The sequence below is a fragment of the Psychrobacillus sp. FSL H8-0483 genome (assembly GCF_038637725.1).
In the GTDB taxonomy this organism is placed as follows: domain Bacteria; phylum Bacillota; class Bacilli; order Bacillales_A; family Planococcaceae; genus Psychrobacillus.
The window spans coordinates 1,590,998-1,605,610 of record NZ_CP152052.1 but is presented as its reverse complement, the minus strand read 5'-3'; the positions used below and the strand labels follow the sequence as shown (position 1 = coordinate 1,605,610).

At 37.0% G+C, this 14,613-nt stretch carries 17 protein-coding genes; all 17 read right to left on the bottom strand.

Annotated features, from left to right (window positions below; translation table 11 throughout):
• Positions 1-9: 9 nt before the first annotated feature.
• Positions 10-1,110 (bottom strand): prephenate dehydrogenase, encoded by a 1,101-nt coding sequence (locus MHB48_RS07505; protein ID WP_342600863.1) that lies wholly within the window; start codon positions 1,108-1,110, stop codon positions 10-12.
• Complete coding sequence (hisC, locus tag MHB48_RS07500; RefSeq protein WP_342601326.1) at positions 1,110-2,210, bottom strand: histidinol-phosphate transaminase; 1,101 nt, start codon at positions 2,208-2,210, stop codon at positions 1,110-1,112. Before hisC ends, MHB48_RS07505 begins: the two co-directional genes overlap by 1 nt.
• Positions 2,211-2,346: 136 nt before the next feature.
• Positions 2,347-2,709 carry a chorismate mutase gene (gene aroH / locus MHB48_RS07495; protein WP_342600862.1) on the bottom strand — a complete coding sequence of 121 codons (363 nt, stop codon included), beginning with the start codon at positions 2,707-2,709 and terminating at the stop codon, positions 2,347-2,349.
• 3 nt (positions 2,710-2,712) lie between these two features.
• On the bottom strand, positions 2,713-3,798 hold the full coding sequence (aroB, locus tag MHB48_RS07490) for a 3-dehydroquinate synthase (protein ID WP_342600861.1): 1,086 nt from the start codon (positions 3,796-3,798) through the stop codon (positions 2,713-2,715).
• Between the two features lie 3 nt (positions 3,799-3,801).
• The gene (gene aroC, locus MHB48_RS07485; protein ID WP_342600860.1) at positions 3,802-4,983 is read right to left on the bottom strand and encodes a chorismate synthase; all 1,182 of its coding nucleotides are present in this window, start codon (positions 4,981-4,983) and stop codon (positions 3,802-3,804) included.
• Between the two features lie 103 nt (positions 4,984-5,086).
• A complete protein-coding gene (locus MHB48_RS07480) occupies positions 5,087-5,857 on the bottom strand; it encodes a protein-glutamate O-methyltransferase CheR (protein WP_342600859.1) in 771 nt (256 codons plus the stop codon).
• A gap of 112 nt (positions 5,858-5,969) precedes the next feature.
• Positions 5,970-6,416: a nucleoside-diphosphate kinase gene (ndk, locus tag MHB48_RS07475; protein WP_340919544.1), complete on the bottom strand. Its 447-nt coding sequence runs from the start codon at positions 6,414-6,416 to the stop codon at positions 5,970-5,972.
• Positions 6,417-6,515: 99 nt separating this feature from the next.
• Entirely contained in the window at positions 6,516-7,490 is a 975-nt protein-coding gene (gene hepT / locus MHB48_RS07470) for a heptaprenyl diphosphate synthase component II (RefSeq protein ID WP_342600858.1), read from the bottom strand.
• A 20-nt stretch (positions 7,491-7,510) separates the two neighbouring features.
• Entirely contained in the window at positions 7,511-8,215 is a 705-nt protein-coding gene (locus MHB48_RS07465; RefSeq protein WP_342600857.1) for a demethylmenaquinone methyltransferase, read from the bottom strand.
• A 3-nt stretch (positions 8,216-8,218) separates the two neighbouring features.
• Positions 8,219-8,980, bottom strand: a complete 762-nt coding sequence (locus MHB48_RS07460; protein WP_342600856.1) for a heptaprenyl diphosphate synthase component 1 — start codon at positions 8,978-8,980, stop codon at positions 8,219-8,221.
• Between the two features lie 132 nt (positions 8,981-9,112).
• Positions 9,113-9,334, bottom strand: coding sequence for a trp RNA-binding attenuation protein MtrB (gene mtrB / locus MHB48_RS07455; protein WP_340919535.1), 222 nt, complete (start codon positions 9,332-9,334; stop codon positions 9,113-9,115).
• A 67-nt stretch (positions 9,335-9,401) separates the two neighbouring features.
• Complete coding sequence (gene folE, locus MHB48_RS07450; protein ID WP_342600855.1) at positions 9,402-9,971, bottom strand: GTP cyclohydrolase I FolE; 570 nt, start codon at positions 9,969-9,971, stop codon at positions 9,402-9,404.
• Between the two features lie 400 nt (positions 9,972-10,371).
• The gene (locus tag MHB48_RS07445; RefSeq protein WP_340919531.1) at positions 10,372-10,644 is read right to left on the bottom strand and encodes an HU family DNA-binding protein; all 273 of its coding nucleotides are present in this window, start codon (positions 10,642-10,644) and stop codon (positions 10,372-10,374) included.
• Positions 10,645-10,816: 172 nt separating this feature from the next.
• Entirely contained in the window at positions 10,817-12,295 is a 1,479-nt protein-coding gene (gene spoIVA, locus MHB48_RS07440) for a stage IV sporulation protein A (protein ID WP_342600854.1), read from the bottom strand.
• A gap of 90 nt (positions 12,296-12,385) precedes the next feature.
• The gene (locus tag MHB48_RS07435; protein WP_342600853.1) at positions 12,386-13,096 is read right to left on the bottom strand and encodes a hypothetical protein; all 711 of its coding nucleotides are present in this window, start codon (positions 13,094-13,096) and stop codon (positions 12,386-12,388) included.
• Positions 13,097-13,109: 13 nt separating this feature from the next.
• A complete protein-coding gene (locus MHB48_RS07430; RefSeq protein WP_342601325.1) occupies positions 13,110-13,238 on the bottom strand; it encodes a DUF2768 family protein in 129 nt (42 codons plus the stop codon).
• Positions 13,239-13,580: 342 nt separating this feature from the next.
• Positions 13,581-14,600 (bottom strand): NAD(P)H-dependent glycerol-3-phosphate dehydrogenase, encoded by a 1,020-nt coding sequence (locus MHB48_RS07425; RefSeq protein WP_342600852.1) that lies wholly within the window; start codon positions 14,598-14,600, stop codon positions 13,581-13,583.
• Positions 14,601-14,613: the final 13 nt, after the last annotated feature.

The following is a 14,613-nucleotide window of genomic DNA, read 5'->3' as shown; positions in this document are numbered from 1 at the left end:
TTACCTCCCCTAAGAAATATACGTTTCAAATGTCGTTTTATTTGCTATACATGCAACTGCTTTAGCTCGGTCATCCATCGTCTGAAAACTGATAACTAGAATACCAAATACATCCTCGCGCGTTTCAACTATTCGTAAGTTTGTAATACTGATACGGTCTTCTGCTAAATAACCAGTAATTTCGGAGATAACTCCAGGATAGTCCGGAATATCCACATATAAGTCATATACGGTGTACATCGCACCTTGCGCAGTAATTGGCAATTCATCTCGAACCTTTTTTGCTTTAGAGAAGTATGCTTCAATGTCTTCCGCATTTGCGTGTAATAAAAGATTTTGTAGCTTAATCATCTCTTCCGTCCACACTTGTAATTGATTGCTTAATTCAGTCCGATTTTGGACGGTAATGTCTCGCCACATAATCGGATTTGCAGAAGCAATTCTTGTTAAATCACGAAAGCCTCCTGCAGCAAGTTGCTTGGTAAATGGAAATTGTTCATTTTCTCCGGCAAGCTGGTGCACAAGCGAAGCCGCAACTAAGTGAGGAAAGTGGCTGACTACAGCGGTCATATGATCATGTTCCTCTGCACTCACTTCAACTGTTTTCGCTTTTGTCACCTGCAATAAGTCTGAAAGAATCTTGACCTCAGCTTTATTTTCGCCTGGAAAAGGTGTTAATAAGTAGTAGGCATTTTCAAATAAATGTGCTCGCGCTGCTTCAACACCACTTTTATGTGAACCAGCCATTGGATGTCCACCAATGAACGTAATACCAGCATTTTTTAGCTCTTCGGCCGCACTCATTATTTCTTTTTTTGTACTTCCGGTATCTGTAACAATGACATGCTTCTTTATATGCCAGTTAGGCATTTCTTTCATCAATCGTATGGTTTCACTGACAGGAGTAGCAAACACAATAACGTCTGCACATTCAGTAGCATCTCTTATTTGGACGGCCATCTCATCAATGACACCAATTCTTTTTGCTGTTTGAAGGGTGTGACTATACGAGTCATGACCTATGATCGTGATCTCCTCATTACGCTTTAAACCAAGCGCTAAAGATCCCCCTATTAATCCTAGACCAATGATGAGAACTGTTTGTTTCATTATAATACGCCTTCCTCTTGTAAAACCTCGTCTAATTTTTGTAATAGCTCTGTATTTTGTTCCTCTGTGCCAATGGTAATTCGAAGATATCCTGGTTTACCTAGCGCATTTCCACTACGAACAATAAACCCACGCTTCATCAATCCTTGGAACACCACATCACTATCTGCTTTTACTTCCATTAGAATAAAATTTGTATGGGAAGGATAGAAATTGAGTTTTCGCTCTTTGCAAAATGCTTCAAATTGAGCTCTGCCAGCATTATTTTTTTCTTTACACTCGGTAATAAATGCTTGATCCTCTAAACCAATAATTGCGACTTCCTGGCTTAACACTGTGTTATTGAATGGTTCGCGTGTTGGTTCAAGCTGGCTAATTACTTCTTCTGAACCTATGGCATATCCAACTCGGAAGCTCGCTAAGCCATAAGCTTTAGAAAATGTACGCATGATTAGAACATTTGGATACTTTTCTAATAATCCAATAGACTCTTCATATGTATCATCTGTTATATATTCTATATAGGCTTCATCTAACACGATCAATACATCGCTTGGTACTTTTTCAACAAAAGCTCTAATTTTGTCACTAGGTGTTAGTGTTCCAGTTGGATTATTCGGGTTACAAATCCATACAATTGCAGTATTTTCATCCACTGCTTCTGCCATTTTCTCTAAATCATGTTCCCCTTTTTCTGTTAGTGGGATTGCACGGACTTCTGCTCCTTCGACAATTGCATTATGTTTGTATTGACCGAATGTTAAATCTGCCACAACCGTATTTAAACCTGGCTGAAGTATTGCTCGAGAAACGATGAGAATATTATCATCCGATCCGTTTCCAAATAATAATTGTTTTTCTGATACATTTAAATGTTGTGCTATAGCAGTTCTAAGTTTAGTAGCATATCCATCTGGATAAATGGCATAGTCTACATTGGCATTATTTAAGTACTCTTTTACTTTGGGAGATGCACCATATGGATTCTCGTTTGAAGCAAGTTTTGTTACCTTATCTAAGTTATACATTTTTTTTACTTCGTCCGTTGTTTTTCCAGGTTGGTATGCTTGTAAACCAGCAATTTGTTTTTTAAATTTCACCATAAAAACCTCATCTCTTTTATTTATTTGGCACTGTTATATTTTACTGTTGTTTCTTAGTATATAATTTGCGGTAGAATCCACGCAAAAGGAGCAGATTCTACCAAATAACAACAATGTAGATTAACATCGCCATTTATTTAACTAAATCAGGTCTCAAATGAACAGCTTTGTTTAAGTAAATATGTTGAATATCTTGTTGTGCTTTTTCTGTATTAACATGCATTAATAATCGGATACATTTCTCAAGCGCACCTGGAACATTCATTTCGTGCGTACACATTACTGGTACATAACTCCAGCCTTCTAACCCGCGAACAGCTCTAGCAGGAAAAGCAGACGTAATGTCTGATGTTGTTGAAATAATAACCGAAGCAACTGTCTCTGGATCAAGGTCATTTGCTTTTATCATTGCTTGAACAAGTCGTACTGTTTCTTGTAGCACTTGGTCATTTGAATCTTCCGTTACAGTTATTGCCCCTCTTACGCCTCTAATCAATTTCTACGCCTCCTTGATCCATTCCCTCAATTGTTCATCACATTTCTTCACTTCATCCATGGAAATAACTTTTACAAATGGTTCGCCGATGGTTTGAAGTAACGCAAAATGAAGTTCCCCATTGGTCGTTTTCTTATCTTTTAGCATAAAACTTGCTAAATCCTCGAATGGACAGTGTAGAACATGCTGAAAATTATACCCAAGACTATTCGCAAAATAATAGACTTTCTTTGCATAGCCTTGTTCTACTTCACCATTTATTTCACTTAACATTAAAGCAGGAATCATACCAATCATGACTGCTTCTCCATGTGTGATTTTCCCGTAACCTACAGTAGCTTCTATAGCATGGCCGTATGTATGTCCAAAGTTTAAATACTTTCGATAAGATTGCTCTTTTTCATCAAGCTCGACTATATGTGCTTTGACGCGAATCCCTTTTTCAAGCCAAATGAGCAGTTCTTCTTTGTCGATAGATTCCATACTAGATAGCGAGAAAAACTCGTCCATCCAGACTTGGTCACTAATTAACGCGTGTTTAATAACCTCCGCTAGACCAGAACGGACTTCTATTTCAGGTAGGGTTGCTAGGAAGTGAAAATCATATAGCACTTCCGCTGGCTGATAAAAAGCACCAATCATATTTTTCCCGTTTGGATGATTAATGGCTGTCTTTCCTCCAACTGCACTATCATGAGCTAGTATAGTTGTAGGTATTTGGTAGAATGGAATTCCTCGCATAAATGTAGCTGCAACAAATCCAGTTAAATCTCCGACAGCACCTCCTCCTAAAGCGAAAAGAGCAGAGTTTCTTGAACAATTTTCTTGTAATAAAAACGTTTGAACTTTGAAATAAGACTCAAATGTTTTACATGCTTCTCCATTTGGAACGATAAAAAGTTTAAATGGGAATGTAAAATGTTCACGAACATATTGTTCATGTAAACTCCAGACATGCTCGTCCGTAATAATGACTAACTGATCTACTTTTTCTAAAGTTTCTGCATGTCGAATACAAAACTCGCTTAATATGTTCTCACCTAAATGCACCTCGTACGAAGTATCTTTCGTTTTTACCGGGATAATCATGGTTTAAAACCCCTTTGTATAAGCACGATGTCTTTCTATGTCTGCTTTTAACGTATCTAGTTGATCTCCATTAAAAGTATCTAAAACCGCTGCTGCAATCTCCCAAGCAATAACTGCCTCTGCCACTACTGAAGCAGCTGGTACAGCACAGCTATCGGATCTTTCAATACTCGCTTTAAAAGGCTCTTTTGTATCAATATCTACGCTTTGTAATGGTTTATATAGTGTTGGGATTGGTTTCATTACTCCTCGAATAACGATTGGCATTCCTGTAGACATTCCGCCTTCTAAACCACCAAGTCTATTTGTGTCACGCGTATAACCTTTATCTTCATTCCAAGAGATTTGGTCATGTACTTGACTTCCAAATAGATTCGCCATTTCAAATCCTAAACCAACCTCTACTCCTTTAAATGCGTTAATGCTCATCATCGCCATTGCAAGTTTAGCGTCTAATTTTCGATCATAATGGACGTAACTACCAACTCCAGCTGGCATTCCTGCTATAATAACCTCTACAACTCCACCAATAGTATCTCCTGCTTTTTTAGCATGGTCGATCGCTTCTACCATTTTTTCAGAAGCTTCTGAATCTAAACAGTAAACAGGATCCGCTTCCACAATCGCTCGAATCTCTTCAATCGTTTTTTCAGCAGCTAAATCTAGATTCGCTTCAATTCCACCAATTTTTGTAACATGAGCAACAATGGAGATTCCTAATTGACTTAATAATTGTTTTGCTACTGCTCCTACGGCAACTCTTACAGTCGTTTCTCTAGCAGAAGAACGCTCTAACACGTTTCGCAAATCACGATGGCCGTATTTCATACCCCCAACTAAATCTGCATGTCCTGGGCGTGGTCTAGTAATTTGTCTTTTAATATCCTCAGGATCAATTTCTTCTCCTAGTGGTTCAATCCCCATGATATTTGTCCAATGTTTCCAATCATCATTATTTACTACTAGACAAACTGGTGATCCTAAAGATTTTCCGTGACGAACACCAGCTGTTATGGCAACTGTATCTTTTTCAATTTGCATGCGTCTACCTCTACCATGCCCACCTTGACGTCTCTTCAATTCTTTATTAATCTGTTCACTTGTAATTTCTAATTGTGCTGGTAACCCTTCAATAATTGCTGTTAGTTGTGGTCCATGTGACTCACCTGCTGTTAAATAACGCACAACACTTTCCCCCTTCAACTCGCTAAAGTATTTGTTCTCCACTATATCATAAAAACTATTTCAAAGTATAGAAGAAAAACTGTCCGTTTTTTCTCCGGACAGTTTATTTTTTACGATAAAAGAATGTATCTTCTGTTTCAAACCCGTATTTCCCTGGATTAAATATTTGTTCTGTACTACCTACAAACAAAATGCCTCCTGAACGAAGGGAATCACTGAAGTTTTGATAAATTTGATCTTTTGCTTCTTCAGTAAAATAAATCATCACATTTCGACAAATAATTAAATCAAAGTTTTTCTCATATGTATCATTTAATAAATTATGTTTTCTAAATGTTACTGTTTTCTTAATAGCGTCATCCACTTTATAAAATTGATTTTGTTGTTCAAAATATTTGCTCTTCATTTCATCTGGAACTTCAGCAAGTGAACGCTCTGGGTAAATTCCAACTTTTGCACGTTGAATTGCATTTTCATCTAAATCTGTCGCTTGAATAGCTATTTGTGATAAAGGGACATGGTTAGATAAAACCATAGCTGTTGTATATGGTTCTTCCCCTGTCGAACAAGCTGCACTCCATATTTTTAAGCGTTTGTTGTTAGCAAGTAACTTGGGGAATATTTTAGTTTGCAAGATCTCCCATCGCTTTCCATTCCGATAAAATTCCGATACATTAATCGTCATTCTATCTAGAAACTCATTCATGAGGTCTCTGTCTTTGTCGAGTGCCTCAAAAAATGCGAGGAAGTTTTTATACCCCTTTTTTTCATATAAGGAAGTAAGTCGACGCTTCATCTGTGCTTCTTTGTAAGCTGCAAGATCAATACCTGTTTTACGCTTAATGGAATCCACAAATTTTATATAATCTGTCAAATGACATCGTTCCTTTCAACTAGCCTATATTTAGTATATCTCAAACGGTTCGTTTCGAAAATAGAAAAAGACAGACAAATGTGAACATTTGTCTGTCTTTTCATTTTTAAAATTAGTTAATCCAGTTGTTTGCGTCTTTAGCGTAAGCTACTAATTCTTCTTTGTTGAAGAATAAGCCGATTTCGCGTTCAGCGCTTTCAGGTGAATCAGAACCGTGAATAATGTTTTTGCCCACAGTTACTGCGAAGTCTCCACGGATAGTTCCTGGAGCAGATTCTTTTGGATTTGTAGCACCCATCATAAGACGTGCTGTAGAAATAACATTTTCACCTTCCCAAACCATTGCGAAAACTGGTCCAGAAGTGATAAATTCTACTAATTCGCCAAAGAATGGACGTTCTTTATGCTCGCCATAATGTTGTTCAGCTAATTCTGCTGGAATTTGCATTAATTTAGCTCCAACTAATTGATATCCTTTTTTCTCAAAACGACTTACGATTTCACCGATTAAGTTACGTTGTACGCCATCAGGTTTTACCATTAAAAATGTTTTTTCCATGAATAACACTCCTTCAAATATAAAATGGATTAATTTCTCCACCGTTACAAATAATATCACTTTAATGCATTATTTTCAAATTAAATTGGCCTTCATTGATTAAAACTTACGTTTACTCATAAATAATGCAATATTTTGTAGGGATTTCTTTGCAGAGTTGGATGGTAACTGCTTTACTTCGTTCAAAGCTTTCTGCAAATACATATTACTAACTAGTTTTGCCTGCTTCATTCCAGCCGAATTGCTGATTTCAATTAATAGCTTTTGTCTGTCTTTTTCAGAAATAGTTCCTTCTAGTACTTCATGTAACAAAGGGGCAATCGCTGGATCATTTTTCGCATATAGAACTGGTAACGTAATGTTACCTTGCATTAAATCGCTTCCCGCCGGTTTGCCTAGTTGTTCATCTGAAGAAGTTATGTCTAAAATATCATCAATTATTTGGAATGACATCCCAACATAATAACCAAAACGCTTTAAGTGTCTTACTGTTTGTTCATCAGCTTGGGAGGCAATTGCACCTAATTCACAGCTTGCTGAAATTAATATAGCGGTTTTTCTCTTTATTCTTCTCAAATAATCTCGAACCGTTTGATCTAACAGACGCTTATCCTCAATTTGAATAATTTCCCCAATACAAAGCTCTACCATCGTATGAGATAATACTTCATGTGCATATGTATTTTGTACTGCCGTTATGTATTCAATTGCTTTAGCGAAGAGGAAATCACCTGTATACATTGCTACTCGATTATTCCACTGAGCTTTTACTGTTTCTCTACCTCTTCTTGTTTCGGCATCGTCTATTACATCATCATGAACGAGGGAAGCCATATGTATTAGTTCAATTGAGACTGCAACATTTTTAATAGATTCAATCGAATAATCTCCAAATTTTGCTGCAAGCATTACAAAGACAGGACGAATTCGTTTACCGCCAGCAAGAAGCAAATGAAGGGAAGCTTCATTCAATAAGTGAGAGGAAGAATTCACCGCAGTTACAAGTTCTTTTTCGATGACATCTAAATCCGACTTTAAGTCGGAATAAAGTAATTTCAACTTCATCTTATCCACAGATACAAACCTTCTCCCACTTAAATATCTTTTTTATATCCAATATGCCTTGCGGCTGCTCCACCACTGTATGGCTTGCTTGTAACGTTTGACATCTCGACCTCTTCAAATAACTTTGTTAACTCCGCTCTATTTGGAAACTCTTTAGCTGATTCTTGTAACCAGGAATATTCTTTGTAACTTTTTGCAAATAATTTCCCAAACATCGGCATAATATAACGGAAATAAAAACGGAAACCAGCATTAAATAATTTTGAATCTGGCTGCGAGGTTTCTAAGCAAACGACCATGCCCCCCGGTTTTGCAACACGGTTCATCTCTTTTAGCACTTGTTTATAGTCTGGTACATTTCGAAGACCAAAACCAATAGTTACATAATCAAATGTATTGTCTTCAAAAGGTAATTCCATTGCATTTCCATGCAACAATTCAATTTGAGGGATATCTTTTACTTTTTCTTTCCCCACACTCAGCATGTTTTGACTAAAATCTAGTCCAGTTACTTTTCCGGTAGAACCAACAGCATCCGCTAGCGCAATGGTCCAGTCTGCAGTACCACAACATACATCCAATGCGCTGCTTCCTGTTTTAACTTGCATCGCTTTCATCGTGTCATTACGCCAAACTTTATGTTGCTGAAAGCTAATCACTGAGTTCATCGAATCATAGTTAGTCGAAATCTTTTCAAAAACCTCATGTACATGTTGCTCTTTTGATTTTCCCACCGTTTAACCTTCTCTCAACTGCTTTTCTAGCGCACGTTCAGTTACTCGCTCTAAAATAGCATGTTTTACGTGTTCTTTTAATAATTCCGAATTACGGATATCTTTAATCAACTCTTTTTCAATTTTTTCTATCTCTGATTGAAAAATGTCTAATTTTGTTTGTAATTTAATAGATTTACTAATATAAAATACACTCTCTTGGTTCTCAAAAGCAGTCAATTCTTTTTTCATGGTGGATAATAATAACGCCTCTTTCATGATAAACACATATTCATGAAATGAGTAGAATTCCATAAACTGTTCAATAGGTTTGCTTTCGATTAGTTGGATAGATTGAATTAGCTGTTCAAATGAATAATCTTGATGATCATAGAATCTCGTTTTATGCTCCGTAATGGAAGCGACGCTATCTGATAGTTGTTGAATCAATTCAATATTGTTATCTTTCGCTAAAAGCTGATAGTATTTTCCGCTATAGTAATCTCCAGCTAACACCTGTAATTGCTGTACTTTTGATGTTGCTTTTTGTTCTTTCACTAAATCATGTGCAGCAAGTGCAGCAAAAATAAGGGAAACAGCAATTGCAGAAATCTTAACTGATTCGTTCCAATCTTCACCATTGAGGAGTGGTAAAAGTGTAAAAAACAAACGCTCTTCGTCAATAACAGGACTTCCTGTATATTTTAACAAAGTGCTTTGCTGAGTTTGCATGAGAATATCCTTTTTATATTGCTCTACATGTTGTGTGATCAAAGATTCGTTCATACACTTTACTCCATTTCCCAACCGCGCTTGATTTTTCTATGTGGTTCTTTATATTTACAGTTTTGCGAAGTTGTCACTCAGACTTTTCATCAGCAAGCAAAGAAGTTTGCTTGCTTTGTTTGTCAGTCTGGTTTATTTTTTTGATTCGCTTTGAATTATTCCGTTTGCAGAATGAATGGATGCTTTTCCTCTAATTTTCATAGCTGAAGTATGTTCCGTAAATTGAGCGATCATCACTTCACCAGCATCAAGCTTTTCAGAATGATGGAATTTAGTATCTGTGCCACGTGTTAAGCCGATTACATGAACGCCATCTTCTTCTGCTTTTATAACGATAAAATCTGAACTAGACATTTTATAGTCTCCTTTGTTCACAGTCTTTTTTTATCATACCATATTCCTAACCATTCAGACAAAACTGTTACTTCATCTGTATAAAGGATAAAATTTCCGAACGTTTTACATCGTCTGTTTCTAAAATCCCTCTAGCAACAGCAGTTACCGTTTTAGTACCTGGTTTCTTAATACCACGCATCGTCATGCACATATGTTCCGCTTCAACTACTACGTACACTCCATGTGGGTTTAACATTTCCATAATATCATCTGCAATGCTAGAGGTAATTCTTTCCTGTAATTGAGGGCGTCTAGCAGTTGTGTCAACTGCTCTTGCTAATTTACTTAAGCCTGTGACTACCCCATCACGTGGAATATAGGCCACATGAGCCTTTCCGTAGAAAGGAACTAGATGATGCTCACACATGGAATAAAAAGGAATATCTTTCACTAAGACAAGCTCTTCATGTTCTTCATGAAAAACTGTATTAAAATATTCTTTTGGATCTTGATGTAATCCTTCGAACATTTCTGCATACATTTTGGAAACTCTTTTCGGTGTTTCGAGTAATCCTTCTCTTTCTGGATTTTCTCCAACTGCTTCTAAAATCATTTTAATTGCTTCTTCTATTTTTTTCAGATCGACGTTCGTCATATCTGCTGACCCCCTAAACTAAACTGCGTAAATATATCATAAGCATCTTAGCATATGAAACAAATTTAAGAAATAATTTTTATCTATGTATATTGAAATCTTTCGTATTTGTTATGTAATTGAAATGCTCTGTTTAACGATAATGCTGTTACCTGCCGAAAATCCGTTCGCTTTCCGCGGAAGAACTTCCGAGCCTCCTCGGGACAACCGGATGTAGGATTTGTTCTTATAAGCCCGCTAGGGGGTCTTGGCAGCCCGTCTTTCCGAAGGAGTCTCACGGATATTTGTAATAAAATATATTTTTCTAAAAAACAACTGCCTAATATAACAAGGCCAATTGAAAAGAACGGTTACCGTGAAGTAAGCTCCACAATAACCGTTCTATGTACTACGTCATCAGTTATTTAACTGCGTCTTTAAGTGCTTTACCTGGTTTAAAAGCTGGCACCTTGCTTGCAGCGATGTCGATTTCCATACCTGTTTGAGGGTTACGCCCTTTACGTGCTGCACGTTCACGAACCTCAAAGTTACCAAAACCGATTAATTGAACCTTTTCACCATCTGCAAGAGCAGTTTGAATTGATTCAAATACAGCTTCTACAGCTTTAGAAGCGTCTTTTTTAGAAAGATCTGCAGCCTCTGCAACAGAGTTCACTAATTCTGTTTTATTCATACCATTCACCTCCTCTCAAAGGAAGATAGCTTCAATCCTGTTAAAAGATTATCACAATGGAAAACCCTTCGCAACACTATTTGTGCGTGTTTAGCGAACTTTCCCGAAAAAACTTGTAAAATTATGAAATAACAGGACTTTTCGCATAGATGCGAAAAGCCCTGTAGCATATTTACAGTATAAATGTAACCATCCCTCGATCGCCTTCATTGACCATTCGTTCAATCGTTTGTCTCATTCTTTTTTTCGCAACAGTTGAAACGCTATCCGTTTTATATCGCAAGCTCTCTTTCAACACTTCGACTAAGGATGTTCCAAAGACTTGTGTTTGCCATAGAGCATCACGATCATGTAAATAACCATGTTTTAAATCTTTTAATAACTGTTGACTGTGAAACTCTGAGCCAATGAGTGGTGCAAATTCTGCTTCCATGTCTACTCGAATAATGTGAAGAGACGCGGCTTTTGCTTTTAAACTAACTCCAAAAAAATTATTTTGCTTAATAATTTCTGGTGCAGAAGGCTGAAAGTCTTGTAAAGTTGGAAGTGAAACCCCATAACCAGTAGTTTTAGCTGCTTCCAATGCTTCAGAAAATTTATTGTACGCTTTTTTCGCGGTAGAAGCTTCTTTCACAAATAAGAGCCAGTCTTTTTTGGATTGAATTGGTTCTTCTAGCCACTCATCACACACTTCTTGAAATACTTCTGGTTTTAAGCCTATTTGAATGCATGCAGACCCTCTACCTGGATTCGCTTCAACTACTTCTGCTGATTGAATAAAAGGCACTTGCTTAAATCTATTAGCTAGTTCTTTTACATCTTTCATCTTTGAGACGATTTGAAGCCATTCCTGTAAGGAAGATGTAATTGCATTATTCACAAAATGATCTGGTTCTAATACATCGGTCCAATCTGGCTTTACTAATTCAATATCGGTAATTGGAAATTCATACAATGCTTGTTGAAGTATGTATTGAATTTCCTCCGCCGTCATTCGATCTACTGCAACGGGAATAACAGGAACTTCGTGTAGTTTTTGTAATTCTTCAGATAATTGAAGTGTCTCAATATGACCAGGCGTCTTACTATTTAAAACAATAACAAAAGGCTTTCCTATTTCTTTTAATTGTGCAATTATTTGTTGCTCTGCCGCTTCCGCCGCTTTTCTAGGAATATTATTAACTGTTCCGTCTGTGGTTACAACAATCCCAATGGTAGAATGGTCACGAATTACCTTATCAGTTCCAATTCTAGCAGCTTCTTCAAATGGTATAGCTTCATTGTGCCATGGCGTATGCACTAGTTTCTGTCCATCTTCACCTGAGTGCGTCTTTATGCCATCAATCATGTAACCTACACAATCTACTAACCGAATTTGTAGACGTAGTTGGTCTTCACCAAGATGAATATTCGTTCCATGAGCAGGTACAAATTTAGGTTCAGCAGTCATAATAACATTACCTGGGGAGCTTTGTGGCAGTTCATCTTGAGCACGTAATCTTTCTGATTCCTCTTGAATATTCGGAATGACAACTAGCTCCATTACTCTTTTAACAAAGGTAGATTTCCCTACCCTCACCGGACCAACTACACCAATATACACATCGCCATTTGTTCGTTCTGCTATTTGTTCATACAGTTTACTCGACATGGATACTCTCCTTTCTTCGCCATTTAATATATGCACACAAAAAACGTTTCATGCATAAAGCATGAAACGTTAAGTTTAAGAAAATTCAATTTATTTAGCAATCATAAAAACAGGCTCATTATTTTCATTTACAGTGTAGGGAAGTGAGTAAGCTGGAACAATTGCAAAATTATCCGTCAAAAGAAAGCGAATATCTTCCCCTGGCTTTACTTCAGCTTTCGTTTCTTGAAGCAACCGACTCAACTCAATAGAATAATCTACATATACCTTTCCATCGCCAGTAGCTACTAGAGGTAGCTGAGTGTCCGAATACGGGCTTTGAACAGACAGTTCACTTTTATATCCCATCTTCTTGTAATCTAGCTTATATACACCTTCAGCGATGGTATCTGCAATAGGGCCAAACCCATTAATCCCTTTTCTGTAATTTATGTCACGTAGGGTATCTGCCATTCGCAAATCAACTAATTTTACAGTCGGATTTTCTTCAACATCCATTAGAACATATTGATAAATTCCACCTGCTTCATACGAATTTGCTGGTGCTTTACCCAAATAAGCTGGAACGATTTTTTTAAAGTCTATTGGATATTTAATATATTGATCGGTCTCCATATCACGTGTCTTGATTGGTAACAAACCACTAGAGTTTTCTCTAAAGCTGTCGACAGCGTTTTGTACAGCGTCTAATTGATCTTCATATGGCAATAAATTTTCTGGTTCATAACCACTTTTATAACCGCAACCGGTTAATAGTAGTACCCCAAAGGCAAGAACTGCAAAAAGACTAATTTTTTTCATCCGAATCTCCTTACTAAGCTTTTGTTGGATTAAAGATGATATACACCATCGTGATAAAACCTATAAATAACAATATGTATGCAAACAAACCGAAGATAAATTTCAAGAAACTGTTTGTAAACTTATTTTTTACAAAATACATAACTATCATAGCTAGCAACAAACATCCCATAGACCCAAACGAAATCCACATCTTATCCATTGATGATATTAACAACAAGAGTTTCCCCACCTTTCTACAGTTAAAAAGTATACCATAACAAAAAAAGAGTTGTATTTCATACAACTCAATTTGTTGTTTTAATATGTTCTTCAGACGGAATGAAAACACTTGTCCAAGAATGCAACCTAAGTTCGCGAAATCATGTCGGATCGGTTTTAATTCTTTGTATGCGACGAGCTTCGCGCAGGAGCAACGCTTTTTTCTGCGACGAGTAACCGCAGGAGCAACGAAGAATGCGAGCGTTTCTCAACAGTCTGAAGGTTAGAACGTTTTATAATCCTCTAACTCATGTTTTTTTGTACGATGCATAAGGATATCTACGGCTTCTTTTGGTTGACCACCTTCAAATAATACCGAATGTAGTGCTTCTGTAATAGGCATGTCTACTTGCTGCTTTTTCGCAAGTTGGTATGCCGCTTTCGTTGTTCGTACACCTTCGACTACCATACCTATTTCATCCAATACTTTTTCGAGGGAAGCCCCTTTCCCAAGCATATTCCCCGCTCTCCAGTTTCTAGAGTGAACACTTGTACATGTCGCAATTAAATCACCCATACCAGTTAAACCTGAAAAAGTATACGGTTGAGCACCTAAACTAATACCTAGTCTTGAAATTTCTGCAAGTCCTCTAGTAATTAGAGCAGCCTTTGCATTGTCTCCATAACCTAATCCATCGACAATACCAGCTGCTAAACCTATTACATTTTTTAGTGCTGCTCCAATCTCTACCCCGATTACATCTTCGTTTGTATAAACTCGAAAAGAAGTATTCGTAAATAGATTTTGTACTTTTTTTGCGGCGTCAATCATTGAACTTGCAGCAGTAACAGTTGTAGGGTGATGCAACACTACTTCTTCTGCATGACTTGGACCTGATAGAACAACAATTGCTTCCACAAGATTAGTCGGCAACTCATCTTCTATCATTTCCGAAATTCGTTTGAAGGAATCAGGTTCGATTCCTTTTGAAACATGTACAAACAATTTTTTTTCATTTAAATGTTGTATCATGTCCTGACATACTTCTCTGATAGCCTTCGTAGGTACTGCTATAACAATTGTTGATGCATGTTGAATTGCTTGCTCAAAATCACTCGTCGATTTTAAGTTATTAGGTAAAAGAGTATTCGGTAAATACTTATTGTTTGTATGTTGTTCATTTATTTCGCTCGCTTGGTCTTCTCGATGTGACCAAAGGAGACAATCATGATTATTATTAGCAAGCACCATTGCAAGTGCTGTTCCCCAGCTCCCTGCTCCAAGTACAGTTACTTTCTCCATTTCAATTACGCCC